General features: G+C 41.8%; 18 protein-coding genes. 15 read left to right on the top strand and 3 right to left on the bottom strand.

Annotated elements, in window-relative coordinates:
* Positions 1 to 8: 8 nt before the first annotated feature.
* The 3 genes from pth to purN are packed head-to-tail and all read left to right on the top strand — an operon-like array spanning position 9 to position 1,747.
* Positions 9 to 617 (top strand): aminoacyl-tRNA hydrolase, encoded by a 609-nt coding sequence (gene pth, locus BN35_RS03745; RefSeq protein ID WP_028900902.1) that lies wholly within the window; start codon positions 9 to 11, stop codon positions 615 to 617.
* An 11-nt stretch (positions 618 to 628) separates the two neighbouring features.
* Entirely contained in the window at positions 629 to 1,102 is a 474-nt protein-coding gene (locus tag BN35_RS03740) for an RNA-binding S4 domain-containing protein (RefSeq protein ID WP_025071985.1), read from the top strand.
* Between the two features lie 33 nt (positions 1,103 to 1,135).
* Positions 1,136 to 1,747 (top strand): phosphoribosylglycinamide formyltransferase, encoded by a 612-nt coding sequence (gene purN / locus BN35_RS03735; protein ID WP_025071984.1) that lies wholly within the window; start codon positions 1,136 to 1,138, stop codon positions 1,745 to 1,747.
* Between the two features lie 22 nt (positions 1,748 to 1,769).
* Here the strand turns inward: purN and BN35_RS03730 are convergent, their stop codons facing one another.
* Positions 1,770 to 4,718, bottom strand: a complete 2,949-nt coding sequence (locus BN35_RS03730) for a TonB-dependent receptor (RefSeq protein WP_025071983.1) — start codon at positions 4,716 to 4,718, stop codon at positions 1,770 to 1,772.
* A 236-nt stretch (positions 4,719 to 4,954) separates the two neighbouring features.
* Here BN35_RS03730 and sucC point away from each other — a divergent pair, with 236 nt between their 5' ends.
* The 12 genes from sucC (at position 4,955) to glmM (ending at position 24,781) form a co-directional block, all read left to right on the top strand.
* A complete protein-coding gene (gene sucC, locus BN35_RS03725; protein WP_025071982.1) occupies positions 4,955 to 6,103 on the top strand; it encodes an ADP-forming succinate--CoA ligase subunit beta in 1,149 nt (382 codons plus the stop codon).
* Positions 6,104 to 6,133: 30 nt separating this feature from the next.
* A complete protein-coding gene (gene sucD, locus BN35_RS03720) occupies positions 6,134 to 7,000 on the top strand; it encodes a succinate--CoA ligase subunit alpha (RefSeq protein WP_004350736.1) in 867 nt (288 codons plus the stop codon).
* 413 nt (positions 7,001 to 7,413) lie between these two features.
* Positions 7,414 to 8,166, top strand: coding sequence for a retropepsin-like aspartic protease (locus tag BN35_RS03715; protein ID WP_234396675.1), 753 nt, complete (start codon positions 7,414 to 7,416; stop codon positions 8,164 to 8,166).
* Positions 8,167 to 9,034: 868 nt separating this feature from the next.
* A complete protein-coding gene (locus BN35_RS03710) occupies positions 9,035 to 9,922 on the top strand; it encodes a homoserine O-succinyltransferase (protein WP_025071980.1) in 888 nt (295 codons plus the stop codon).
* A 33-nt stretch (positions 9,923 to 9,955) separates the two neighbouring features.
* A complete protein-coding gene (locus BN35_RS03705) occupies positions 9,956 to 11,830 on the top strand; it encodes a peptidase U32 family protein (RefSeq protein ID WP_025071979.1) in 1,875 nt (624 codons plus the stop codon).
* Positions 11,831 to 11,909: 79 nt separating this feature from the next.
* Positions 11,910 to 12,857 (top strand): zinc ribbon domain-containing protein, encoded by a 948-nt coding sequence (locus tag BN35_RS03700; RefSeq protein WP_234396677.1) that lies wholly within the window; start codon positions 11,910 to 11,912, stop codon positions 12,855 to 12,857.
* Positions 12,858 to 13,190: 333 nt separating this feature from the next.
* A complete protein-coding gene (locus BN35_RS03695) occupies positions 13,191 to 17,819 on the top strand; it encodes a translocation/assembly module TamB domain-containing protein (RefSeq protein WP_028900907.1) in 4,629 nt (1,542 codons plus the stop codon).
* Positions 17,797 to 20,175, top strand: coding sequence for a translocation and assembly module lipoprotein TamL (tamL, locus tag BN35_RS03690; protein ID WP_025071977.1), 2,379 nt, complete (start codon positions 17,797 to 17,799; stop codon positions 20,173 to 20,175). The genes BN35_RS03695 and tamL overlap by 23 nt, the downstream gene beginning before the upstream one ends.
* A gap of 297 nt (positions 20,176 to 20,472) precedes the next feature.
* Positions 20,473 to 21,384 carry a glycosyltransferase family protein gene (locus BN35_RS03685; RefSeq protein WP_025071976.1) on the top strand — a complete coding sequence of 304 codons (912 nt, stop codon included), beginning with the start codon at positions 20,473 to 20,475 and terminating at the stop codon, positions 21,382 to 21,384.
* A gap of 167 nt (positions 21,385 to 21,551) precedes the next feature.
* Positions 21,552 to 22,592, top strand: a complete 1,041-nt coding sequence (locus tag BN35_RS03680; RefSeq protein WP_028900908.1) for a DHH family phosphoesterase — start codon at positions 21,552 to 21,554, stop codon at positions 22,590 to 22,592.
* Between the two features lie 116 nt (positions 22,593 to 22,708).
* The gene (locus BN35_RS03675; RefSeq protein WP_025071975.1) at positions 22,709 to 23,347 is read left to right on the top strand and encodes a DUF4827 domain-containing protein; all 639 of its coding nucleotides are present in this window, start codon (positions 22,709 to 22,711) and stop codon (positions 23,345 to 23,347) included.
* Between the two features lie 51 nt (positions 23,348 to 23,398).
* Positions 23,399 to 24,781, top strand: coding sequence for a phosphoglucosamine mutase (gene glmM, locus BN35_RS03670; protein ID WP_028900909.1), 1,383 nt, complete (start codon positions 23,399 to 23,401; stop codon positions 24,779 to 24,781).
* Positions 24,782 to 24,919: 138 nt separating this feature from the next.
* On the opposite strand, the gene BN35_RS03665 is transcribed toward glmM, so the two are convergent.
* On the bottom strand, positions 24,920 to 25,204 hold the full coding sequence (locus tag BN35_RS03665) for a hypothetical protein (protein WP_025071974.1): 285 nt from the start codon (positions 25,202 to 25,204) through the stop codon (positions 24,920 to 24,922).
* Positions 25,205 to 25,217: 13 nt separating this feature from the next.
* The coding region (queG, locus tag BN35_RS14055; protein WP_044071207.1) for a tRNA epoxyqueuosine(34) reductase QueG at positions 25,218 to 25,781 on the bottom strand (564 nt) is incomplete at its 5' end.

Here is a 25,781-nt window from a genome sequence, read left to right as displayed (position 1 = left end):
TAGATTCAATGAATAAATACTTGATTTGTGGACTGGGTAATCCTGGCAGTGAATATGCCGATACCAGACACAATACAGGATTCATAGTATTGGACGCTTTAGCTAAAGCGTCCAATATTGTTTTTGAGGATAAGCGTTATGGCTATGTCGCAGAGACCTCAATAAAAGGACGGAAAGTCATTTTATTGAAACCGACTACCTTTATGAATCTCAGTGGCAATGCCGTTCGTTATTGGTTAAACAAGGAAAATATAGAGCAACAAAATCTCCTTGTTATCTCTGATGATATCTCGATTCCATTAGGTGAATTTAGATTAAAGGCAAGTGGTAGTAACGGTGGTCATAACGGATTAGGGCATATTCAACAACTCATTGGTCAAAATTATCCACGACTTCGTATGGGAATAGGGAGTGACTTTCAGCGTGGAGGACAAGTTGATTGGGTGTTAGGACGCTTTTCAAGTGATGAAGAGAAGATACTCCAACCAACCATTGATATTGCGCTTGAATTGATAAAAAGTTTTGTTTTGGCAGGTATCAACATCACCATGAACCAATTTAACCAGTTGGGAAAGCATACATCGTCCTCAAAATCTCCCATTGAAAAAACGGATTAACGACATTTCAAATGACAGAAAATGCAGCTAAGGCATCGACATTGCGAGTAAAGGATACTGGTTCGGCACGCATTGATAAATGGTTATGGGCGGCACGGATATTCAAATCACGCTCTATTGCTGTTGATGCGTGCAAGAATAATCGCGTTACAATTAATGGTGTGAATGTGAAACCAAGTCATATCATCAAGCCTGGTGTGCAAATTGATGTGAGAAAACCACCCGTTGTTTATTCTTTCAAGGTGCTTAAGACCATTGAACAACGTGTGGGGGCTAAATTCATTCCAGAGATTTATGAGAATGTTACCGATCCAAAACAATATGAATTGCTGGAAATGAGTCGTATTAGCGGTTTTGTAAATCGTGCTCGAGGCACAGGAAGACCCACGAAAAGGGATCGTCGAAAGATGGATGAATTCATCGAACCAGCTCTCTTTGGATTTGGAGATATCGATGATTGGGATCATGAAGATGATGATGAATAGCTTATTGTTTATTTTCTTTTAACAGATAAAAATATGAAATCTACCTCGTCCTTAAATGCTCTACATACTCGACCTCATCGAGTTGCTATTTTTGTTTCCGGTAATGGCACCAATTGTGAGAATATTATTCGATACTTCGCTCAATCGACAACCATTCAAATTTCGCTGGTTTTGAGTAACAAAAGCGATGCTTATGCCTTGACGCGAGCCAAACGTTTAGGCGTTCCTACTATCATTGTGCCCAAAAAAGACTTCAATGACGCTTCCATATTATTACCTATTCTTCAAAGTAATGATATTGATTTTATCGTGTTAGCTGGATTTTTATTGATGATTCCCAATTTTCTTATAGCCGCTTTCCCCAAGCGTATGATCAACATTCATCCAGCTCTTTTACCTAAATTCGGTGGGAAAGGAATGTATGGGCATCATGTTCACGAAGCCGTAAAGGCTGCTGGAGAAACAGAAACAGGCTTTACTGTACATTGGGTGAGCGATGTTTGTGATGGTGGAGAAATTATTGCACAGTATCGAACTCCATTAGATTCGACGGATACTGTTGAAGACATTGCCGAGAAAGAGCATCAATTGGAAATGAAATACTTCCCATCGGTGATTGAAAAGGTGATTACTGAAGCCTTTTAACGCTTTGGTATTTCACCCTTTATCAATATCTTCCTCTATTCCAGTGTCCTCTTCTTTGGTCTCTCCAACTTCCTCTTCCCTGTTGTAATCCGCCATGTCGGGGGCCGTTCCGATTCATTTCTTGGCGTGCTTGTTTGCCTCCAAACAAGTTCAGACGGTAGATGACGTGCAACATGACATAACTGTTTATGCTGTTGTATTCCGTATCACTGCGACGAATGGCATCAACGGAGCGTGTAAAGTTGCTCTGATTGTTCAGCATATCATAGAATTGGAGGGATAAAATCAGGTTGCGTTTCTTCAAGAAACTATGTGATATTTGGGCATTCCATACGAGTTCGTTTGTATTAAGCGACTGGTCGTTATATCCTCTTCTACTATTTTGATGAATATCTGTCGACAAGTTGGTTCCCCAAGGGGTAGTTATGTTCACATTGAGTCCGTACGAATATCTCCACGTATCTAAGTTGTTCCTACTTTGAAGTTGATTCCTGGTGTGGTCGTAATTAACCATTCCGTCGAGTTCTACCTCTAACCAGTCATTGCGAAAGCTCATGGCAAGTCTTTCAGTCAAACCCAATGTGCGTGTCGTGTTTTTCTCGGAATCGGCTTTGTTGTTCAAGCTAAGGTAGCCCACTTGGTTATTATATCTTACTTGTGTCCATGTGTTGACGTTCCAGATACCTGTGGTGTCTATGGAACGATTGTACATCAATCCGCCATTGATGTTCCAATTTCCATTGATATTCTCAGGTCTTACGGTTCGTCCACCTGTGGTTTCGTCATACGTCACTTTGCTACTGATGCTATTGCTCGTGGTTTGATAGTTCAAAAAGGTCATGACACTTTGTTGATACTTTTTGATATAATTGTTGTAAGTTGCTCGAAGATTATTGGAGAAAGACGGTTTCAGTCCTGGATTTCCTTTCGTAATGTTCAACGGATCACTATCATCTGTAATGTCCAACATGTCAGTCATAGCTGGTTGTGACGTATAACCTCGATAATCTACCTTTAAGTTACTCACCTTGGAGAATCGGTATCTAAATCCCAAGGTTGGCGTTAAATTGTTGACAGTACGTGTGGTATCGGCGTTGATGCTTTGATAATGTTGTATGAAATGTGATTTTTGGGGCTGCAACATCATACCTACATTGAAGTGATATTTTTCCCGAATCATTCTGAACATCAACTCTAAATCATGGGTGTAGTTTTGATATTCAGAAAATCTACTTAACTCTCTATTCTCGTAGGTTTCGTATGGCTTTTCAAGTCTACTTAAGTAGCTGTCCCAGTTGCGATACGTGGGTGTGATGTCTTGAAAGAACGACTCGCCTAAGTTACTGAAGTCATACGTCGATCGGTCGCTTTTGTAATAGCTATAGTTAAATTTATAACTCAATTGTAAGAACGTTGCCTTCCATAGCGGTTCACTGTAAGTCGCTTGCAAACTGTAATTCCAATTCTTGGTAGGTGTGAGATTGTACCGATTGGTTTGATAAGTGGAGTCGTTTCCCAGTGCATCTTTTATTTTATAAAGGTGTACATTGTTCGTCGACAAGTTCGTATTGTCATTTTCTGTGTAATAGGCGTCGGCGCGAAGGGTTGCATTTCTGCCTTTCTGACCAAACTTCCGATTGATTTGCAAGGCGCCTCCTAACTGTTTGTTCTTTCCATAGTTCACAGCTTGAAGGCTACGCTTGTTGACAACCAAATTCTTCTCAGCCAGCTCGTCCAATGATTCCAGCGCAAGCGGGTCGGTTACATACAAGTACGGATCGTCTTGAAACGATGCCGAATTTCTCCAACTTCTACCATCGTTCTCCGTGTAACTCAGTCTTGGTCTAAACATGATGTTAGTCATGGTGTCAGGCATCCATTCTAATCTCATATTTGCATTCCAGCTATTTCTGCGGTTATAGCTTTGGTTGATGTTGTTGGAGAAAGCTCCTGTTTTACTAACAAAGTTCTCTATTGATGTGCGGGTGGCAACGTCATCGTCTGAATGATTCCAACGAATGCTTCCATTTAACTTCAGTTTGTCTTTTTCTTCATAATTGATATTGAAGCCTGACATTTTCCTCGCATTAAGTCCATTTCTATTTCTTCCAAATCCTCCACCACGACCACCAAAGCCCATATCGTCTGAATTGTTTGCATTACCAAATCCCATGATGCGCAGATTGTCTTTGAAATAAGCAGCCATGAGACGTTCCGCATAACGATTTTTAGTGCCTAATGCCAAATCTACATTACTCATCCAACCTTTGTTAGCTCCCTTTTTCAATCCAAAATCCAGTACAGTTTGTTCGTTACCGTCATCAATTCCTGTCACTTTAGAAAAATCACTCTTCTCGTCGAAAGTCCTTATTTGCTCTATGACGCTGGTAGGAAGATTCTTCATTGCCGTTTTTGTATCGCCCGTCATGAATTCTTTTCCGTCGACTAAAATCTTTTTTACCTCTTTTCCGTTGATGGTAATCTTCCCATCATCATCTACTTGTGCACCGGGAATGCGCTTTACTAATTCTTCCGCAACCGCTCCGTCGGGTGTCCGGTAAGCAGACGCATTATAGATAAAAGTGTCCTCTTTCACCACAACTTTCATGGCTTGCCCTGTAATTGTGGCTCCTTTTAACAAGACTGCATCTGTTTGCATGTTGATGATTCCTAAGTCAAGGTTCTTGTCTTGCGACAGATGGAAATTCTTAAAGAGGACTTTATGACCGACACTCGATATCTTCAGGATATATTTACCGTTTTTGGGTACGGTTAATATAAATTTCCCTTGCTCGTTTGACAGTGTTCCGAGGACAAAAGTACTATCCAATTTTAATAATTGAATAGTCGTTTGTGTCATCGGATTTCCCGTGTCTTTATCCTTGAGGGTTCCTGTAACCTTTCGTTCTTGACCTATTGCAGCAATGGAAGTAATGAATAATATCAATACTAAAAATAGCGTTCGCTTCATCAGTGTAACTTCAAAAAAAATAATTGATTCGTTATGTTCTTTTGATGTATTTCTCTTCGAAAGGTTTAATCTTGTTTCAAAAAACTATTCTTCGGCTGACTGACGATAAGCTATCTTAACCCAATTGCTATTGAAATATAAAAATGTTTGATTATTTTGATTTTTTTTGTGTCCCTTAGAAAATATATTTATATTTGCAAAGTTAACAAAACTATTTACTAACAAAACAAATTGCCATGAAGGTTCATGAATATCAGGCGAAAGCCTTGTTTGCACAGTACCATTTGCCAGTAGACAAGAGTGTATTGTGTCGGACGGTCAATGAGGCCGTATCAGCTTACCAATCCTTAGGATCAGAGCGTGCAGTTGTAAAGGCACAAGTGCATACAGGTGGTCGTGGAAAGGCTGGCGGCGTGAAGGTTGCTAACGGAGAAGAACAACTTAGAGAATATGCTTCTCAAATTTTAGGTATGGATATCAAAGGCTTTACCGTCGATCGTATCTTGGTAGGCGAGGCTATTGATATTGCGTCAGAGTATTATGTAAGTATTGTCATCGACCGAAAAGTTAAGTCTGCCATTCTGATGTTAAGTCGTGAGGGTGGTATGGACATCGAGTCGGTTGCTAAAAATACACCAGAAAAAATTCATAAGATACCCATTGATCCGCTCATTGGCATGCCCGATTACTTGGCAAGAGAAGCTGCTTTTTGCCTTTTCGATGACAAAGCGTTAGTGAAGCAGGCCGTTCCAGTTTTCCAAAATCTGTACCGTCTCTTCAAAGAGAAAGATGCTTCGTTGGCAGAAATCAATCCATTAGTAGTGACCAAGAGTGGAGAGGTAAAGGCGATTGATGCCAAGATGACTTTCGATAACAATGCTTTGTATCGTCATCCTGATGTTTTCGAACTCTTTGAGCCTACGGCAGAAGAGCGCAAGGAGCAAGATGCCAAAGATAAAGGATTTAGTTATGTCAACCTTGGTGGTGAGATTGGATGCATGGTCAACGGTGCCGGACTGGCAATGGCAACCATGGATATGATTAAACTGTATGGAGGTAATCCTGCCAATTTCTTGGACATTGGTGGTAGTTCTAATCCTACGAAGATTGTCGAGGCGATGAAACTCTTGCTCAGTGACAGTCATGTACGGGTGGTTCTCATCAATATCTTTGGTGGTATTACGCGTTGCGACGACGTAGCCAAGGGATTAATCGAAGCGTTTAAGATGCTCGATACCGACATGCCAATCGTCATCCGACTCACTGGTACCAATGAAGCGGAGGGTCGCGAGCTATTGAAAGGAACCAAGTTCCATGTGGCTAAGACCATGAGCGAGGCTGGTAAAAAAGCCGTAGAGTTGGCTCAACAGTGCATGAACAAATAAGATATCTAACCATGTTAAATCTATAAAGCGATGAGTATTTTAATTAATCACGATACAAAGTTAATTGTCCAAGGAATTACAGGACGCGATGGCAGTTTCCATGCCACGAAAATGAAGGAGTACGGAACCAATGTGGTAGGTGGAACTTCGCCTGGCAAGGCTGGACAAGAGGTTGCAGGGATTCCTGTTTTTAATACGGTAAAAGATGCAGTGAAAGCTACGGGTGCCAACACTTCGGTGATTTTTGTGCCAGCAGCTTTTGCCAAAGATGCCATGCTCGAGGCTGCCGATGCCGGCATTCAGTTGATTATTTGTATTACAGAGGGCGTACCAACGCTCGATGTCGTAGAGGCTTATCGTTACATCTCCGACAAAGGAGCCAAGTTGATAGGTCCTAACTGCCCGGGATTGATTTCTCCTGAAGAAAGTATGGTGGGCATTATGCCAACCAATATCTTTAAGAAGGGGCACACGGGTGTGATTAGTCGTAGTGGAACATTGACCTATCAGGTGGTTGCAGACCTCACTGCTGCTGGCTTTGGACAGTCTACTGCAGTGGGTGTAGGTGGTGATCCCATCGTGGGTTTGTATTTCCAAGACTTGTTGGAGATGTTCCAAAACGACCCAGAGACAGACAGTATCGCCCTTATTGGTGAGATTGGTGGCGACGCAGAAGAGCGTGCAGCCGACTATATCAAACAGCATGTGACCAAACCCGTGGTGGCTTTCATCTCTGGACGCGAAGCTCCGAAGGGCAAACAAATGGGACATGCGGGTGCCATTATTTCCAGTGGTTCGGGAACGGCTGCTGAAAAGATTGCTGCCTTTGAAGCCGCAGGAGTGCCAGTGGCTCGCGAAACCTGTGAAATTCCTGCCTTGTTGAAAGAGCGTATGTAACAGCTGTCAATATCAGAGAGCAAGTATGATAAGATGATGTGTCACACTTGTCTTTCCTACTTATTCCTGATATTGAGATTCAAGTATAAAGATAAGCCCCTTATAGCATGTAGATACCACTATTATTTACATACTATAAGGGGTTTTATGCAATGGGTCAATAGAGATAGGAGTGGGAGAGAGTTTCTCTCCTAACATGCTTTACAGATTTTGCTGTTTGTTCTATGTTACCTGTCAATAGATGATTAACTTTGTTATCGAAATTTGTATTCTCAAAATCATCATCATTATATTATTATCAATCTAATTATTTTATCGATATGGAATCTCGCTTCCTGTTTATTTGCAGCATGTTCGTGATATTCACGCTTAATTTATATGCTCAAAATTCATTACTCTTTAAAGGAGACTTCATGTACACTAATGTCACTGTATCACATAATGGGAACTCTCGGAGTGTATCAGCCTTAATAGATACTGGTTCTTCAGTCTGTCTTATAGATTCTACTTATGCAGTTGATTCCTGCAACGTCATAGTAACAGGGAGTAATGCTACTATCGGGAACACTGCAGGCAAGCGCATCAAATCTTTTGATTTTAATATAGACTCTGTTTCTATTGCTGGCATTTCATATCCTAAGGTGCGATGTTTTGTTGTTGATTTAGCCGGTAAATTGCAACATCTTGCTCCTAAATTTATTTTAGGTGGGGATTTCCTAAAGAAAGAGATTTGGTGTTTCGATCTAAATAATCGTATGATGAAGCGTAGCGATGTCCCTAAAAAAGGAAGTTCAATACGCATTAAATGGAAAAATCATGACGATTATAGAGATGTCGGTTTGAATTCTATATACTTTAAGGGTAAGATAGAAGGGAAGAAGACCCGTATCTTTTTTGATACAGGTAGTTGGAGCAATAACCTTCCCAAAACTTTTGGAATAAAAGCTACAAGAGAAATAGAAAAGGAGAGAGGAGATATTGCCCATAAACTAAAGATGAAGAAGTGTGGGCTATGCGAAGGAGTAAGTATGGAATTATCTCAAAATAGATACTTACTTGATTTTATTTTGACTAATGATCAAGAACCTCGTGTGAATGCGTCTTTCTTATTTGGAAAATCTTTCATTTTAGACTATTCACATAAAACGCTTCACATATTAAGATGATATACTCATCTTTCCTCATCATACGATAGAAGTGGTACACGGTTCTTCCCTTTAAGAAAGGTTATTGATTGTAAAAAGAATCTTTCCCTTTTGTTTCAACAATCAATCTAACTCGAAAGACGAATCGTGTGGTTTGAGTTCTTTGTTTATCTCATTTGCTTCATTGAGAGTAACAACAATTACGTTTCAATGAAAGAGGAAAGTCTTTTTTCCCTTGCCATATTTTGGTAAAGGAAATTATTGTTTTTGTCCTGTTATTTTACCAAAAAACGGTCATCTAAAATCTTCAAAATAGAAAAAATCAATAGGCAAATGAACTGCAAAAATGGGCTGATTTTATCAAAAACGATGCCTTTTCAAGTTGAAACATTGATTTAACGGTCTTGTAAACATACATTAGAGGTACTGTTCACATGCTTCAGCAGCCTTAAAGCATGCAAATTGCACGGTTATCTCAATGCTTTAGCCGCCAAAAGAGGGTGAAAATAGGAAGAAAAGGAGCAGAGTTAAACATAACAGGTTAAATAACAAGATGTTATGAAACTTTCTCATAATTCGCGTATTTGCGACCAACTTTGTTGTTGGATGTTTTTACGCGAGTTTTGAGAGGCACTTTGTAAAGAAAATTCAGTATTTATTATCCTCCAATACAACGTATCCATAATATTATAAATGCTGTATTATGGGTGTTCTTCTTTGTAAAAATATGACTCTTCAAAGGTAGAGTGATAGAGATGGTGTGCGATATTTAGCTGTTTTGAGAAAAAGAACGGTCGTAAATGAGTCTTTCTTTCCCCTTTTTTGTACCTTTGCATCGCAACCGCTTTACATGGTTGTCAATCGTTCATACTCTGTTATCATTGCGTGCATGTCGTTATATCTTCCATCCCATTTTCCAGCTATCGAACGCTTGAAATCTGAAAACATCTCGGTAGATGTCGGAGATTTCAGGGAGCAGCATCTACCTTCTGCTCCTATTAAGATAGCCGTATTGAACTTGATGCCTACCAAGTTACAGACCGAAACCGATATTTTGCGGTTGCTGTCGGCATCACCTTTGGATATTGAAGTGGCATGGATGAGGCTTCGGTCGCATACGCCAACGCATGTGCCAGCGGCTCACATGGATGCTTACTATCACTATTTTGACGAATTGTCGTCGCAGTCGTTCGATGGACTCATCGTGACGGGCGCACCTGTAGAGCATTTGGATTTTGACGAAGTGGATTATTGGGACGAGCTGACGCAGATATTTTCATGGGCGAGGGCTTCGCTCAAATCTACCTTATATATATGTTGGGCGGCGCAAGCGGGCTTGTATTTCCATGAAGGTATTCACAAATATGCGCTTCCGAAGAAAATGTTTGGCATCTTCCCTCAACGGGTGCTGCATCCCGAAGTACCCATTTTCCGTGGGTTTGATGATGTGTTCTGCATGCCCCACAGTCGCCATACCGAGATTAGAAAAGCGGATATCGTGCATTGCCATCAATTGGTGCTGTTGGCAGAGTCGGAAGAGAGTGGGGTGAGTATGTGTATGACGAAGGGCGGAAAGGAGTTTTTTATCACGGGACATTTGGAGTATGCTCCCCGTACACTCGACCAAGAATACCTGCGAGACTTAGGAAAACGCAACGATGTGGAGCAGCCCAAGCATTATTACTTGGACGATGACCCTGCAAAGCGTCCTGTTGTTACGTGGCGAGCACATGCCCATTTGTTATTTATGAATTGGATCAACGAGTATTTGAGATAATTTTCAGCATACGTATCCATAAAAAGCAACATCATGCGAACGTTAGAACTCTTGGCTCCTGCCAAAAACTTGGAATGCGGAAAGGCTGCCATTGACCATGGTGCCGATGCCGTGTATATCGGCGCAATGAAGTTCGGAGCACGTGCATCGGTGGGCAATGATATTGATGACATCCGTGAGTTATGCTTGTATGCCCACCAGTTTGGCGCAAAGGTGTATGTGACGGTGAATACAATTATCTATGAAACGGAGTTGGACGACACTAAACATCTCTTGCGAGCATTGTGCCAAGCCAAGGTAGATGCGCTGTTGGTGCAGGATATGGCAATATTGCAATTGCTGCCAAGCGATGGGTCGTATGTGCCAGCACTACACGCCAGCACGCAAACAGACAACCGCACGGCGGAAAAAGTGGCTTGGTTGCAGAGCATAGGCTTTGAACGAGCGGTGTTGGCACGTGAACTCTCATTGCAAGAAATAAGGGAGATACACCAACAAGTGCCTGAAATGCAACTCGAAGCTTTTGTGCATGGAGCTTTGTGTGTGAGCTATTCGGGGCTTTGTTACGCATCGCAGCACTGTTTTCACAGAAGTGCGAACCGAGGAACGTGTGCACAATTTTGTAGAATGAAGTTCGATTTAATAGATGCGAACGGTCAGGAAATTGTGCATCAGCGGCATCTTTTGTCACTCAAAGATTTGAGTCAGATAGATGAGTTGGAGGACTTGGCGGACGCAGGCGTGTGTTCATTTAAGATAGAAGGTAGGTTGAAGGATATTGACTATGTAAAAAATGTGGTTGCTGCATATTCTCAACAACTCAACAAGATGATAGAACGACGCTCGGGCGACTATCGAAGAGCCTCAATAGGGGAGGTGTCGTACACGTTTACACCCAATTTGAAGAAGACTTTTAACCGAGGATATACCAATTATTTCTTGCATCAGCGGCAACCAGACATTTACTCTCCTCTTACGCCTAAGGCTTTGGGCGAGTATGTTGGCAAGGTAAAAGAGTTGTCGCATGGCTCTTTCAATGTAGCAGGTACAGCGAGTTTCGCCAATGGTGACGGTTTGTGTTTTATCAATGACAGGGGAGAATTGGAGGGATTCCGTGTAAATCGAGCGAAAGGCAACCGTCTTTATCCCTTGAAAATGCCAACCCAATTGAAATCAGGCATGTCGTTGTATCGCAATAATGATGAGGCTTTTAACAAAATTCTATCAGGAAAAACGGCAGAACGTAAAATACCCATTTCGTTATCCCTGTCAATTTCTGACCACGGTTTGATGTTAAAAGCGAGTGGGAAAGGGCTCCGAGCGGCAAAGGAAGTGGTGGAAATAGAGACACAGCTTGCTCAAAAGCCACAACGTGATAACATTTTACGCCAGCTGGGGAAGTTGGGAAACACCCCTTATGTGGCAGCGCATATCGAATTGGATGAAGAGGTAGTGCGTTATTTTATTCCTTCGAGTGTCTTGGCAACCTTGCGCAGACAGGTTGTCGCACAACTTGAAATAGAGCAGTCGGTTTCTTCTGCAGCCCCAAAGAATATTGTGCGCAAGAAGGCACAATTGACTTGGCAACCCGAATATCAAAAGTTTCCTTATATTTACAACATCTCCAACTCTGTTGCCAAATCCTTTTACAAGCGTCAAGGACTCACGATGATAGAAGACGCATACGAGGTGAACCCACAAAGTAAGTTGCAATCTACAGCGCAGCACGCTGTGTTGATAATGCAGTGCCGCCACTGTTTACGTTATAGTTTAGGCTATTGTGTACGCAAGGGTGGTAAGAAACCCACATGGAAAGAGCCACTCAGACTTAGATTGGCAGACGGAAAGATGTTTAGATTGGAGTTTAAGTGTGACGAATGTCAAATGAACGTTTATGCAGATGAATAAGAGGAACGGATTTTTTGCCATCTTTCATCCAAGTTTTTACTTGGGAAAAATAGGACTCATAGGGCTACTTGGGGTAATCATGTTGAGTTCGTGTTATCATCGATCTGCACAAAAATCGGAAGCATTGATACCTATGAGTCAGGATCAAGTAGACTCATTACACTTCTACTCATCACATCATTACACCAACAACTATAATTTTATAGTGAAGAGTGATTCACTTGTCTTGTTTGAACAACAACCCGAAGAGGTGTTGTCAGGCTTGCTTGTGGACACATTGGTATTAAAACGCCATAGTCATGTGGTGGTGGCAGACATTCGTATGCTTCCCACAGACAGCATAGATTCAGTGTGGGTGCAGCTTGCGAGCGACCAACATACCTTTGGATGGATACATGAAACGCAACTCTTACCGAGTGTCGTCCCTGACGATCCTATTTCACAGTTCATTTCTACTTTCTCGGATACTCACCTACTCATATTCTTGATTGTTATTTCCTTGATAGCCATAGCCTACTGGATGCGTCGCCTGTTCAAAGAAAAAGCATGGATTGTGCATTTTAAGGACATCCCTTCGTTCTATCCAACCTTGCTTTGTATCATGGTAGCTATTGCTTCTACCTTGTATGCCAGCATACAAAATTTCGCTCCTGATATGTGGCGTCACTTTTATTATCATCCCACACTCAATCCATTTTCAGTACCCGGATTGTTAATGGTGTTTCTATGTATGGTTTGGGGAATGCTTATCGTGGGATTAGCAGCTGTGGACGATGTTCGTCATCGACTCCCTTTTACCGATGCTGTGATGTATTTGAGTGGGCTTTTGGCAGTGTGTGCGGTCAATTATATTGTCTTTGGACTGACAACTTTGTATTATATTGGGTATCCATTGCTCCTACTGTACGTTGTTTTTGCAATTCGCCAATACCTTCACCATGCCCGCCCTCAATATGTTTGTGGTCATTGTGGGCAACCTATCCCAAGCAAAGGCAGATGTCCTCACTGTGGTGCATATAACGCATAGAGGCAAACTTGATAATTCATCATAAATAAGGATTGGAGCAAATGACTTTTTTAGCTACTTTTGCACTTAACAGATTGTTGAATATTTAAGTAAGAATTCGTTAGGTAAAAAGGTTCTCGGATAGTTTTTCGAGAGCCTTTTTAAGGTTTAATGATTGTCCATGGGAGTCGATTTCTTATGAGAAAAAGTTGTTGGTACATTCATCTTTGCTGTTAAAATCAAAACTTTAGGATAAAAAGAGGGTAGAAAATTCGGATTTTACATTAAAAAATGTTTACTTTGCAATAATATCGTGTGCCCGTTGAATGATACGACTCAATTGACAATGTATTTATGAAAAAAGCACTTATCTGGATTGTAAGCATCATAGGTATTCCTGCATTGCTACTTACCCTCGTTGCAATCCTGCTCTATATGCCACCTGTACAGCAATGGTTGGTACAGCAAACGACCCGTTATGCTTCTAAGAAGTTGGGCTTAGAGGTGTCGATAGACAAGGTGAGGTTGGCATTTCCACTTGATTTAAGCATGGAGAACGTGCTTATTATCAGGCCCAATGACTCCCTACCACAGTTGAAAGACACGATTGGGTTTGCGCAACGAATGGTCGCAGACGTACAGTTGTTGCCTTTGTTCAAAAAGAAAGTGGAGATTGATGAGCTGAAGTTTGAAGGCTTACACCTCAATTCATCCGATTTTATTGCTGCAGCTCATGTTCGTGGCACTATCGGACAGTTGGCATTGGTCAGTCATGGAATAGACATCAGTGGTTCGGTTGTCAATGTTGATAAATTAGCTTTGGAAGATGCAAAGTTAGTGGTTACCTTGCCAGATACTGTTCCCGAAGATACCAGTCAGTCCAAATCAATTTGGAAAATAAATGTAGATGATTTACAAGTCCGTCACACGGATGTTACTGTTCATTTCCCAGGAGATACTCTTCAAGTGCGAACATACCTTGGAAAAGCAAAGGTTTCAAAAGGTTTCTTTGACCTTGGAGAAGGAAATTATCAAGTAGGAAGGTTCGATTGGACAGATGGTGAGCTGAATTATGATAATAAATGGAAGGGCAGAACGAAAGGAATAGATTATAATCATCTTGCTCTAAGTAATATTGAGGTAGGTATAGATGCGCTTCAATATTATGCGTCAAAGCTCAAATTGAATGTCCGCCAAATGGCTTTTAAGGAGAAAAGTGGCTTTGATTTACAGAAGTTGTCTGGTGCATTGGCATTAGATTCTACAAAGCTGTATATGCATCAGGTCAAGATGAAAACATCATCATCCAATTTATTGGCAGATGCTGACATGGATTTGAATAGCTTTGCAAGTCAAAATCCAGGTAAGCTGAATTTGACACTTCATGCGTCTTTGGGCAAAAACGATTTGATAAGATTCATGGGAAGTATTCCTGTGGATGTTCGAAAGCAATGGCCTCGCTCTCCTTTGGTGATAGATGGGAAGGTTCAGGGCAACCTTCAACGCATGAATTTCCATGATTTACGGGTGAATTTGCCTACAGCTTTCAAAGCAAAGGCGACAGGTTATGTTGCCAATCTCAACGACATTGACCACTTGAAAGCTGATGCCATGTTGAACGTGAGCACTGGAAAGCTTGATTTTGTAAAAGCCTTTATGAGTCCAGCAACTCGTAAGCGTGTCACCATTCCGCAAAATATTGACTTCAAAGGACACGTAGCAGTAAATGGTCAACAATACACTTCTACCTTTAAGGCGCAACAGGGAGGGGGCGTCTTGAATGCCAACGTACAGTTGGATGCATCGAAACAGAGTTATCAAGCGAAGCTTAATGCAAGTCGATTGCCGTTACAACATTTCCTGCCCAATCAAGGTTTACATCCTTTCTCGGGGAAAATTGACTTGAAAGGACATGGCTTTGATTTCTTGTCTCCTAAGACGAAACTGATTGCCAAAGCTCAAATTGATAAATTTTCGTATGATAAGTATCAGTTGGATGCGACAACTGCCGATGTCACTGTAAAGAATGGGCATGCGAAAGGATTGATACATAGCAATAATTCTTTCATGAGAGGCGACGTTAAGTTTGATGCGTTGACAAGCTCGAGACATGTGCAAGCCAATCTGCAAACAGACTTACGGCATCTTGACTTACATCGACTGATGGACGACTCTCTTGTTGTAGGTCTGAAAAGCAAGTTAAACATCTCCACTGATTTCAACAACAACTATCGTATTGCTGGCCATATTGATGACCTCACTATCCTTGATAATGGGCGTCGTTACCATGCTGAACCCATCAATCTGAATGTCTTGACGCGACGAGATACGACAGATGTGAACTTCGAAACAGGAGATTTTCAATTGATGTTACAGAGTGGATATGGGTATCAACGGTTACTTAGCCACAGTAATGGTTTTATGAAGGAAGTGCAGCGACAGCTAAAAGAGAACTTGATTGATGAACCAAAATTGCGAGCTCATTTGCCCAATGCTAATTTTCACCTTCATACAGGTAATAAAAATGTATTGGTCAACTTCATGCGAAAGTATGGTATCGAATTAAATCAAGCCTCGGTAGACTTCTTTTCATCGCCTCATGAGGGCTTAGATGGGCGGTTACTTATTGAAAAACTATTGGTTGATAGCATCCAGTTGGATACAGTAAATCTAACGTTGAATTCCAATGAAGAATGTACTACATACGCTGCCCGAATCGAAAACAACGCTTTCAATCCCCAATATGTTTTCAAAGCCATAGCGCAAGGCAACTTGAGTGAAAAAGGAACAAGTCTTCGTACAAAATTATTTGATGAACAAGGGCGTTTGGGCATCGCTTTAGGTCTGTCGGCTGAGTTAGAACCGAATGGAATACGCACCCATTTGGATAGCACCAAACAAGTTTTAGGTTATAAAGATTTTGACGTCAATCAAGATAATTATCTATTTATTGGCAAGAATAAGCGTATTTCTGCCCAAATGAGCCTACGCTCGAAAGACGGTACAGGTGTACAGATATTGTCTAACGACAACCATGCAGATGTGTTGCAAGATGTTACGTTCTCTGTACATAAAGTTACTTTGCAAAATATCTTGAGTGCAATTCCTTATGTACCCAATATTGCTGGAACGCTAAATGGTGATTTCCACGTGATTCAAACCAAAGACCAATTGTCTATTTCTTCATCTGTCGGAGTGCAAAATATGTACTATGAGAAGAGTCCAATGGGCAATCTGAGTTCTGAATTTGTATATATGCCTAAGTCTGACGGCTCTCATTTCATCGATGGTGTGCTTTATAGTGAGGGACAAGAAGTAGCGAAGGTGTCCGGTACTTATGGTAAAAAGGACCGTTTAGATGCCAAGCTCACCTTGGAGCGACTGCCACTTCAGTTGGTAAATGGCTTTATTCCTGACAGGATTATTGGATTGCGAGGCTATGCAGATGGCGATATCATGCTCACGGGTACGGCTTCGAAACCTGATATTGATGGTGAGGTGTTCTTGGATTCTTCTTATATTTTCAGTGAGCCTTATGGCATAGAGATGCGCTTTGCCAATGACCCAGTGAAGATAGCTCATAGCCAGTTAAAGTTTGAAAACTTTGAGTTGTTTGCCAATAACAATAGTCCTCTGAATATTTATGGAACGTTCGACTTCTCTAATTTGGATAAAATGATGCTTAACATTCGCATGAGAGCCCAAAACTTTGAAATCATTGATGCCAGAGAAAACCCACGTTCAGAAGCCTATGGCAAAGCCTTCGTCGACTTCTTAGGTACGATGCGAGGACCTGTTGATAACCTTCGCATGCGAGGTGTGCTGAATGTTTTAGGGACAACGGATATGACTTATGTGCTTAGAGACAGTGAATTGTCAACCGACAATCAGTTAGAAGAACTGGTGAAATTCACCAATTTCAAAGATTCTGTCGTAGAAGTGGTTCAACGTCCTAAACTGAGAGGGTTTGATATGTCCTTAGCTACAACGATTGATGAGGCAGCGCACATTGTTTGTATGCTCAATGCTGACCATACAAACTATATAGATTTGCAAGGTGGTGGTGAACTTCGAATGAATTATAATCCTGTAGATAATTTCCAACTAACAGGTCGTTACACGCTGAATACAGGAGAAATGAAATACTCTCTGCCTGTCATACCCCTCAAAACGTTCGACATTCAAAACGGTAGTTATATAGAATTTTCGGGCGACCCCATGAATCCAAAGCTTCATATCACTGCTACTGAGGATATCAAGGCAACAGTGAACGAGGGAACTGGTGCAGGTAGAGTGGTGGACTTTGATTGTGGAGTGAAGTTGTCTCAAAACTTAGACAATCCTGGCATCGAATTTATCATCAATGCTCCAAATGATGTTACCATTCAAGACGAACTGAACACCATGACTGTGGAAGGCAGAGGTAAGGTCGCCATCACCATGTTGGTGTCAGGGATGTATCTCACTGATGGTAACATGGCTTCGTTCTCAATGAACAATGCCTTGAGTTCTTACCTCGAATCGCAAATCAATGACATTGCTGGGTCAGCCATGCGGTCCATGGGACTTGACTTGGGAATGAGCATTGACAATAGCACCACTGCCACGGGTGGTATACATACGGATTATAATTTCCGCTTTTCAAAACGCTTGTGGAACAACAGATTGCGCGTGATTGTAGGTGGAAAGGTGTCGTCAGGAGAAGAGATAATGGCGGATAGAGACGAGTATTTCTTTGACAACGTGGAACTTGAGTACCGTTTGAACCAGAATGCAAGTCAGTATCTCCGCCTGTTTTATAACAACAACACCTACGATTGGTTGGAAGGACTCATCGGGGAATATGGCGTAGGTTTCACATGGCGTCGTAAATTGGCACATTTCAAAGATATCTTTAGGTTCAAGAGTGATAAAAAAGTCTTTGACCCTATACAACCTCAAAAGAAAGATTCTATCCCAAATGAAATACAGAAAATGCAATAATTTTATTCTCTTATGCGCACTTCTATCATTGATAGTTACGGCATGTTCTACCACCAGCGCTATTCCTGATGGTGAACAACTCTTTACGGGTCTGAAGAAAATAGAATTTGATGATGCTGACAAGAGCGAACATGCAGAATACACCAAGTCTGAAATGGAGTCGGTATTGGCAACAGCTCCTACAGGTGCTTTTCTTGGAAGTAGTTATTACCGAACTCCCTTCCCTGTAAGACTATGGATATGGAATGCATTGTCTCAAGACACCAGTGCCGTTAGTCGATGGTTAACACGTGCTTTTGGGTCACGACCCAAACTCTTGAGCCAAGTAAATCCAGCTCTTCGGAAGTCGGTAGGTGAACTCCAATTAAAGAAATTGGGTTATTTCCATGGGAAAGTAGACTATGAGATTGTTCCACAGAACCATCCCAAGAAAGCCAAAGTGGCATATCGTGTCCACATGGGACCGTTGTGGCAATTGGACTCCATTCGCTATCTGAACTTCACACCCCATGCAGATAGCTTAATTCAGGCAACACATGAAGATGCGCTCATCAAGAAGGGGAGTCCCTTTAGTGTGCCAGCACTCGAAGCAGAGCGTCAACGTATCAGTCGTTTGTTGCGCAACAATGGCTATTATTATGCCAAACCAACCGATGCGTCTTATTTGGCAGATACCTTACAAGCACCTTGCAAGGTACAACTGCGTTATCAGCAAGCTGATAGCTTGGATGCAATGGTGAAGCGCCAGTGGTATATTGGTAAGGTGAATGTGAATTTACGGAATGAGTTTATCGAAGAGTTGACCGATTCGCTCCAGCAACGTATCTTTACTTTGCACTATCATGGAAGTAAAGCACCGCTACGTCCCGGAGTGATATATTCTGCTTTGAAGTTGCGTCCGGGGCAGCTTTATCGGCTTTCTAACCAAGAGATGTCGAATGATTACATGCACGCAACAGGACTATTTAATTACAGTAGTTTCAAATTTACGCCCCGAAATCATTCGCCTCTGTGTGACACACTCGATGTAGATATCGATTGTGTTTTCGACAAGCGTTATAGTTTTTATGTCAATGCCAATGCCAAAGGAAAAACATCCAATCGCTTTGGACCAGAACTGGTGTTGGGTTTCACCAAACTGAATGCCTTCCGAGGTGCAGAGAAGTTAGACATCAATTTGCATGGGTCGTATGAGTGGCAAACAGGACATCATGCAGAAGGCTCCTCGTCTAAAATGAATTCGTACGAATATGGTGGAGATATTTCTGTTATCTTCCCACGAATGTTGACACCGAAGAATCTCTTTTGGACAGCTCAAAGGCGTTCTGTCCGAGATAGCCTGCGAAAAGATGAAGGCAGAAGAATAAGTAAACGCCGCTTTTATGGGGTTCCAGTGACGATTTTAAGAATGTCGAATAACATCTTGAATCGTGCAGATTATTTCAAGCGGCATGTCATCTCTGGCGATTTAACCTATCAATTTAACACCTCACCTCAGTCTTATCATGAGTTTAGCCCACTGACGTTGTCCTACGAATACATGACCAGTCAGACAGACTCGTTTAGGGTTCTCTTGGACAAGAATCCATACTTGCAGATTTCTATGCGCGATCAGTTTGTGCCGAAGATGAGTTATTCTTATCAATATACCAGTCCTCGAGGCTATCGTAGTCCGATTGCATGGAAGACCACTGTTAGCGAAGCCGCCAATATCCTCTCTCTTGGGTACATGGCTGCTGGTGAAAAATGGAACCAAAAGAATAAAAAGATGTTCAAAAACCCTTATGCTCAATTTGTTAAAGTGGAAACAGACTTTGTGAAATTGTGGCGTATCGGTGAGAATCATTCATTGGTAGGGCATATCAATGCGGGCGTTGTTTATAGTTATGGCAATGCAACGGAAGCGCCATATTATGAACAATTTTACGTGGGAGGTGCCAACAGTGTTCGTGCTTTCAATGTAAGAAGCATCGGACCGGGGAAGTACAGACCCCAAAATAAGCGCATGTCGTATGTCGAACAGACAGGAGATGTGAAGTTCCAAACCAACCTTGAGTTCCGTCCTCACTTATTTGGTGATATTTATGGAGCCATTTTTTTAGATGCAGGCAATGTCTGGACGTTGCAAAAGTCGGACCAACGACCCGGTGGAAAACTACGATGGAAAAGCCTACTCACAGACATGGCGGTAGGAACAGGCTGTGGCATACGTTATGACATGAAGTTGTTTGTCATTCGTTTGGATTGGGGTATTGGTATCCATGTGCCTTACCATACAGAGCGCAAAGGCATTTATAACATCCCTTCGTTTAGGGACGGCAACAGTTTTCATCTCGCTATTGGCTATCCATTCTAATATTTTTACGCATTCTCTCTAAATTGTTGACAGAAAAAGGCGTTGAGGTATGAACCCAAAATAGACTGTTTTCTATGGCAAAACAGTCTGTTTTGGTGTGGAAAACAGTCTGTTTTACGCCTTTGACCGATAGCAATAAGGAGACATCTCTCACAAATTAGTTGTCACGGAGCTTTCTAATTATCTGATGAAATGTCTTCATTTGTGCAGGATTTTATTATCTTTGCATGACAAACAAATGCAGTAAACAATAGAATCATTCTACTGTCGATATTCTAACTCTAAAAATTATAAATAATGAAACCTACATTATTATTGCTTGCAGCTGGTATGGGTAGCCGTTATGGCGGTCTGAAACAATTAGACGGCTTAGGACCTAACGGTGAAACGATTATGGATTACTCCATTTATGATGCTATCAAGGCTGGCTTTGGGAAGATCGTTTTTGTGATCAGAAAAGACTTTGAAGACGATTTTAGACAGAAGGTGTTGTCTAAATACGAAGGACATATTCCCGCTGAAGTTTGCTTTCAGGCTATGGACAAGCTGCCAGAAGGCTTCACAGTTCCTGAAGGTCGTCAGAAACCTTGGGGTACTAACCATGCCGTTATGATGGCAAAAGGCTTGATAAATGAACCATTTTGTGTGATTAACTGTGACGACTTCTACAATCGAGATGCCTATATGGTGATGGGAAAATTCCTTTCCGAACTGCCAGAAGGCTCAAAGAATCGATATTCAATGGTGGGCTTCCGTGTTGGTAACACACTCTCTGAAAATGGAACTGTGGCACGTGGCATTTGCTCGAAGAACAATGAAGGACATCTTACAGAGGTAGTAGAGCGTACCGAAATAATGCGTGTGGACGGAACGGTATGTTATAAGGACGAAGAAGGCAAGTGGGTTGCTGTAGAAGACAATACCCCTGTTTCGATGAATATGTGGGGTTTCACCCCCGATTATTTTGAGTACAGCGACGAATACTTCAAGGAATTCTTGTCTGACGCTAAGAATATGGAGAATTTGAAGGCAGAGTTCTTCATTCCTTTAGTGGTCAACAACTTGATTCATGCGGGCACTGCTACGGTAAAGGTGCTGGATACAACCAGCAAATGGTTTGGTGTGACCTACGCAGCTGACCGTCAGGCTACCGTTGACCGCATTAAAAAGTTAATTGATGAGGGTGTATATCCCAATCGGTTGTTCTAAGTTTTATTAGTGATTGAGTTGTTGGGATTGAAGTTTTCAATGCATTTTTGTGACTAAGTTCACGAAACCAACGTAACTGGTCACATTAAGAACGCAGCCATTGATGAGTATTGTGGCTCGTCAACTAAAAACTTGAAACTCAACAACTCAAAAACACTTTCGTTTATATGAATATTGACATTCTTGCTCCAGCAGCGTTGAAGTTGTTGCAGCAACTCATCTCTGATGCACAACACATTGTTATCTGTGGGCATAAGTCACCAGATGGCGATGCTTTGGGTTCGTCTTTGGCTTGGTGTGATTATTTAACAAATCAATGTGGCAAGCAAGCTACGGTAGTTGTGCCAGACGCTTATCCCGATTTTCTGCAATGGCTTCCCAATAGTCATCGTGTGATTCGGTATGACAAGCATCCTGAAGAAGTAAAGGAATTGTTTGCGAAAGCCAATTTGGTGTTTTGCCTTGACTTCGGCACAACCAATAGAGTGGATGAAATGCAAACAGTGTTAGATGCCTGTACTGCACCACGTGTAATGATAGATCATCATACACAACCCGATATGGAAACGGTACTGTCGTTGTCGGAAACCACCGCTTGCAGTACCAGTGAACTGATTTTTAGGTTGATTTGGCAACTGGGAGGCTTCGAGTTGATGAGTCGTGATTGTGCCATAGCGATATATTGCGGTATGATGACCGATACAGGAGGCTTTACATACAACTCCTCACGCCCCGAAATCTTCTTTATTATCAGTCAGTTGTTGACAAAAGGCTTTGACAAAGATAAGATATATCGCAACGTATTCAATAACTACAGCCAGTGGGCTATACGTCTTCGGGGCTATATCATGTTTCAGAAATTGAACGTGTTTGACGATTATCATGCATCTTATTTTGCCATTTCACGACAAGATATGCGTGATTTTCATTTCATCAAGGGCGATGCCGAAGGCTTGGTGAACATGCCTCTTTCGATAAAAGGAATGAAATTGTCTATTTCTCTACGCGAAGATGACCGTCGAGAGCAGTTGGTGTGGGTGAGTTTGCGCTCGGTAGACGACTTTCCATGTAATGAGATGGCAGCACTTTATTTTAATGGAGGTGGGCATGTCAATGCCAGTGGCGGGCGTTTACATTGCTCGTTAAGTGAGGCAGAAGAAGTGGTGAGACAAGCGATTACGCATTTTGAGGATTTATTGAAACGTTAATCAAGTGCCTGAAGCGTGCTTTTCACACCGTCAATATTCCTTAAAAGGAAAGCGTATTCCTTTGTCCTTTTGTCGAGTTTGCTTATATTTGCACATTAATAATAGATGATTAAATCATGAAGAAAATAGTTTTTTCCCTCATAACCATTCTTTCCGTTTGCTTTTTTGCATCATGTAGAGACCGCCAAACCTATGCAGACCAAAAAGAAGCAGAGCGCAGTGCCATCAATAAGTTTATTGCTGATTCGGCTGTAAAGGTGATTTCAGAAACGACATTTGCCTCACAAGATTATACTACAAATGTAGCGCAAAATGAGTATGTGCTGTTGAGTAGTACTGGTGTGTATATGCAAATTCAGCGCAAAGGAACGGGTGAGAAAATTAAGAATGGTGAGACAGCGAATGTGTTGTGTCGCTTTACAGAACGAAATCTGATGACAGATTCTGTTCAACTATCCAACCAAGGTCCCTATTATTCAGCGATTGTAGATAAGATGATGGTGCGTAATACCAGCGGAACCTTTACCGCATCTTTTGTAAAAGGCGAGAGTTTGATGGCTTTAGCTTATCGTAGCACAGAAGTTCCATCAGGGTTATTAGTTCCGTTTTCGTACATTCGTTTGGGAAGACCAGCACATGAGGGTGACGAGATTGCACGCGTACGCCTAATCGTGCCGCACTCCAGTAACCATTCGTATGCACGACAAAGTGTATATCCTTGTCTATACGACATTACCTACCAGCGAGGTAAGTAACGTGTAGCGGGTGTCTTAAAGCGTAAAAGTTTACTCTAAAATATAAAAACCATGACATTAATTAAGTCTATTTCTGGTATTCGAGGAACGATTGGAGGACGTTCTGGCGACACGCTGAACCCTTTGGACATCGTTAAGTTTACATCTGCTTACGCAACTTTCATACGTCGGAGCGGAAAGTCGAATAGCCAAACAATTGTAGTAGGACGTGATGCACGCATTTCGGGTGAGATGGTGAAGAACATTGTGTGTGGAACATTAATGGGAATGGGCTATGACGTTATCAATATAGGATTGGCAACGACGCCAACTACCGAGCTTGCAGTAAGAATGTCTCAAGCGGCAGGAGGAATTATCATCACCGCAAGTCATAACCCAAGACAGTGGAATGCGCTGAAACTACTTAACCATGAGGGTGAATTCTTAACCAAGACTAACGGCAACGAGGTGTTGGATATTGCTGAAAAAGAAGATTTTGAATACGCTGATGTTGACCATTTGGGTAAGTACACAGAAGATAATTCTTATGATCAGCGGCATATTGATGATGTTTTAGGACTCAAACTCGTAGATTTGCCTGCTATCAAAAATGCAAAGTTCAATGTAGTGGTTGATAGTATCAACAGCGTAGGTGGCATCATTCTGCCTAAGCTATTGGATGCACTGGGTGTTCAGTACACGTTTCTTAACGGTGAACCCACGGGTGATTTTGCGCACAATCCAGAGCCATTGGCTAAAAACCTTGGTGGTATCATGAGCGAGATGGCAAGCGGGAAATACGACTTAGGTATCGTAGTAGACCCTGATGTTGACCGTTTGGCATTTATTTGCGAAGACGGAACCATGTTCGGTGAGGAGTACACGCTGGTAAGTGTGGCAGACTATGTGTTGAGTCATACGCCCGGCAACACCGTATCAAACCTCAGTTCTACACGTGCATTGCGTGACATTACAGAGAAACACGGAGGTAAATACGTTGCCTCTGCGGTTGGAGAAGTGAATGTAACCACCAAAATGAAAGAGGTTAATGCTGTTATTGGCGGTGAAGGCAATGGGGGAGTGATATATCCTGAAAGCCATTATGGTAGAGATGCCTTGGTGGGCATTGCTTTGTTCTTGTCTTCTTTGGCACATAAAGGTTGCAAAGTGAGCGAGCTTCGCAAGTCTTATCCCAACTACTGTATGGCGAAAAACCGTATTGACCTGACACCGGAGACTGATATCAGTGCTATCTTGGATCGTATCAAGGAGATGTATGCGGATGAGAAAGTGACGGATATTGACGGTGTAAAGATTGATTTCGCTGATAAGTGGGTTCACTTGAGAGCCAGCAATACCGAGCCCATCATTCGTGTTTACAGTGAAGCGGCAACGCAAGAAGAGGCAGAAGCATTGGGACAAAAACTCATGAACATTGTATATGAGATGCAATAAGGATTAACATTTTGCACTCATTCGTACCGATAACGTACACAAAAGCATCAGCGTCATACTATTGCACTGGTGCTTTTGTCCTTCTTATTCTATTGTTCAACCCCATTTTCTGACCTTTTCTTCTAAATGATTTGGTTGTTATTCGTTGTCAATGGTGGGTAAGTAGTCATCTAAGAGCAAAGAAAAATTAGTGCGATAAGCTGCTACCATTGCTTCATGATCTGCCTTTTGAAAACATCTTTCAAATACTTTTGTTTGACTAAATGCAGGATATATTTGTTCATAATGCTCTAACAAAGCCTCTTTAACCTGTCGCTTGTTGGTCATATCTATTTGCTGTTTGGTAAGTATTTCAAGCGCATAGTGGTGAAAAAAGATGGCAACCTCCTTTTCAATCGTATTGAGTGGTATTTCTTGTGACATGGTGTAGTGTGTTTTATTCTTTGTTTTTATTCTTTGATAACGATGCAATGGCTCGAATATTACGCATCAGTCCTTCGTATTTGGCACGCTTTACCGCACTTTTTTTGAAGAGTTTTTGGTAATTCTCCACAGACAAATTCATCCATTTGTCTCGGGTCATTTCTAAAAGTTCCGTCTTTGGCTGCAACTCTGGCGTGTCATTAGGTTTTGAAAAGCGATTCCATGGGCATGCTCGTAAGCATCTATCGCAGCCATAAAGCATGTCACCCATATCCTTAGCTACACCCTCTGCCAGTTCTCCTCGGTTCTCTATGGTCTGGTAAGATAAACATTTGTTGGCATCTAAAGATGAATCTAACTGAATTGCTCCCGACGGACAAGCCTCAATGCAAGCTCTACAATTGCCACAATGGCTTTCCATGGGCTTGTCAAAGGATAGCTCAATATCAAGGAATAGTTCCCCTAAAAAGAACATACTCCCAGCCTTTGGAACAATGAGTTGATGATGCTTTCCCATCCAACCCAATCCTGCTTGCACAGCCCAATAGCGTTCCAGTATGGGTGCAGAGTCACAAAA

It is taken from the genome of Hoylesella timonensis 4401737 = DSM 22865 = JCM 15640, from assembly GCF_000455445.1.
GTDB classification, from domain to species: Bacteria; Bacteroidota; Bacteroidia; order Bacteroidales; family Bacteroidaceae; genus Prevotella; species Prevotella timonensis.
Note: the sequence above shows the minus strand (reverse complement) of the source record. Positions and strands in the feature narration are given on the sequence as shown.

Excerpts from the sequence above, each read along its gene's own strand:
- pth (WP_028900902.1), top strand. The coding sequence starts at position 9 with ATGAATAAATACTTGATTTGTGGACTGGGTAATCCTGGCAGTGAATAT.
- BN35_RS03740 (WP_025071985.1), top strand. The coding sequence starts at position 629 with ATGACAGAAAATGCAGCTAAGGCATCGACATTGCGAGTAAAGGATACT.
- purN (WP_025071984.1), top strand. The coding sequence starts at position 1,136 with ATGAAATCTACCTCGTCCTTAAATGCTCTACATACTCGACCTCATCGA.
- BN35_RS03730 (WP_025071983.1), bottom strand. The coding sequence starts at position 4,718 with ATGAAGCGAACGCTATTTTTAGTATTGATATTATTCATTACTTCCATT.
- sucC (WP_025071982.1), top strand. The coding sequence starts at position 4,955 with ATGAAGGTTCATGAATATCAGGCGAAAGCCTTGTTTGCACAGTACCAT.
- sucD (WP_004350736.1), top strand. The coding sequence starts at position 6,134 with ATGAGTATTTTAATTAATCACGATACAAAGTTAATTGTCCAAGGAATT.
- BN35_RS03715 (WP_234396675.1), top strand. The coding sequence starts at position 7,414 with ATGTACACTAATGTCACTGTATCACATAATGGGAACTCTCGGAGTGTA.
- BN35_RS03710 (WP_025071980.1), top strand. The coding sequence starts at position 9,035 with ATGTCGTTATATCTTCCATCCCATTTTCCAGCTATCGAACGCTTGAAA.
- BN35_RS03705 (WP_025071979.1), top strand. The coding sequence starts at position 9,956 with ATGCGAACGTTAGAACTCTTGGCTCCTGCCAAAAACTTGGAATGCGGA.
- BN35_RS03700 (WP_234396677.1), top strand. The coding sequence starts at position 11,910 with ATGTTGAGTTCGTGTTATCATCGATCTGCACAAAAATCGGAAGCATTG.
- BN35_RS03695 (WP_028900907.1), top strand. The coding sequence starts at position 13,191 with ATGAAAAAAGCACTTATCTGGATTGTAAGCATCATAGGTATTCCTGCA.
- tamL (WP_025071977.1), top strand. The coding sequence starts at position 17,797 with ATGAAATACAGAAAATGCAATAATTTTATTCTCTTATGCGCACTTCTA.
- BN35_RS03685 (WP_025071976.1), top strand. The coding sequence starts at position 20,473 with ATGAAACCTACATTATTATTGCTTGCAGCTGGTATGGGTAGCCGTTAT.
- BN35_RS03680 (WP_028900908.1), top strand. The coding sequence starts at position 21,552 with ATGAATATTGACATTCTTGCTCCAGCAGCGTTGAAGTTGTTGCAGCAA.
- BN35_RS03675 (WP_025071975.1), top strand. The coding sequence starts at position 22,709 with ATGAAGAAAATAGTTTTTTCCCTCATAACCATTCTTTCCGTTTGCTTT.
- glmM (WP_028900909.1), top strand. The coding sequence starts at position 23,399 with ATGACATTAATTAAGTCTATTTCTGGTATTCGAGGAACGATTGGAGGA.
- BN35_RS03665 (WP_025071974.1), bottom strand. The coding sequence starts at position 25,204 with ATGTCACAAGAAATACCACTCAATACGATTGAAAAGGAGGTTGCCATC.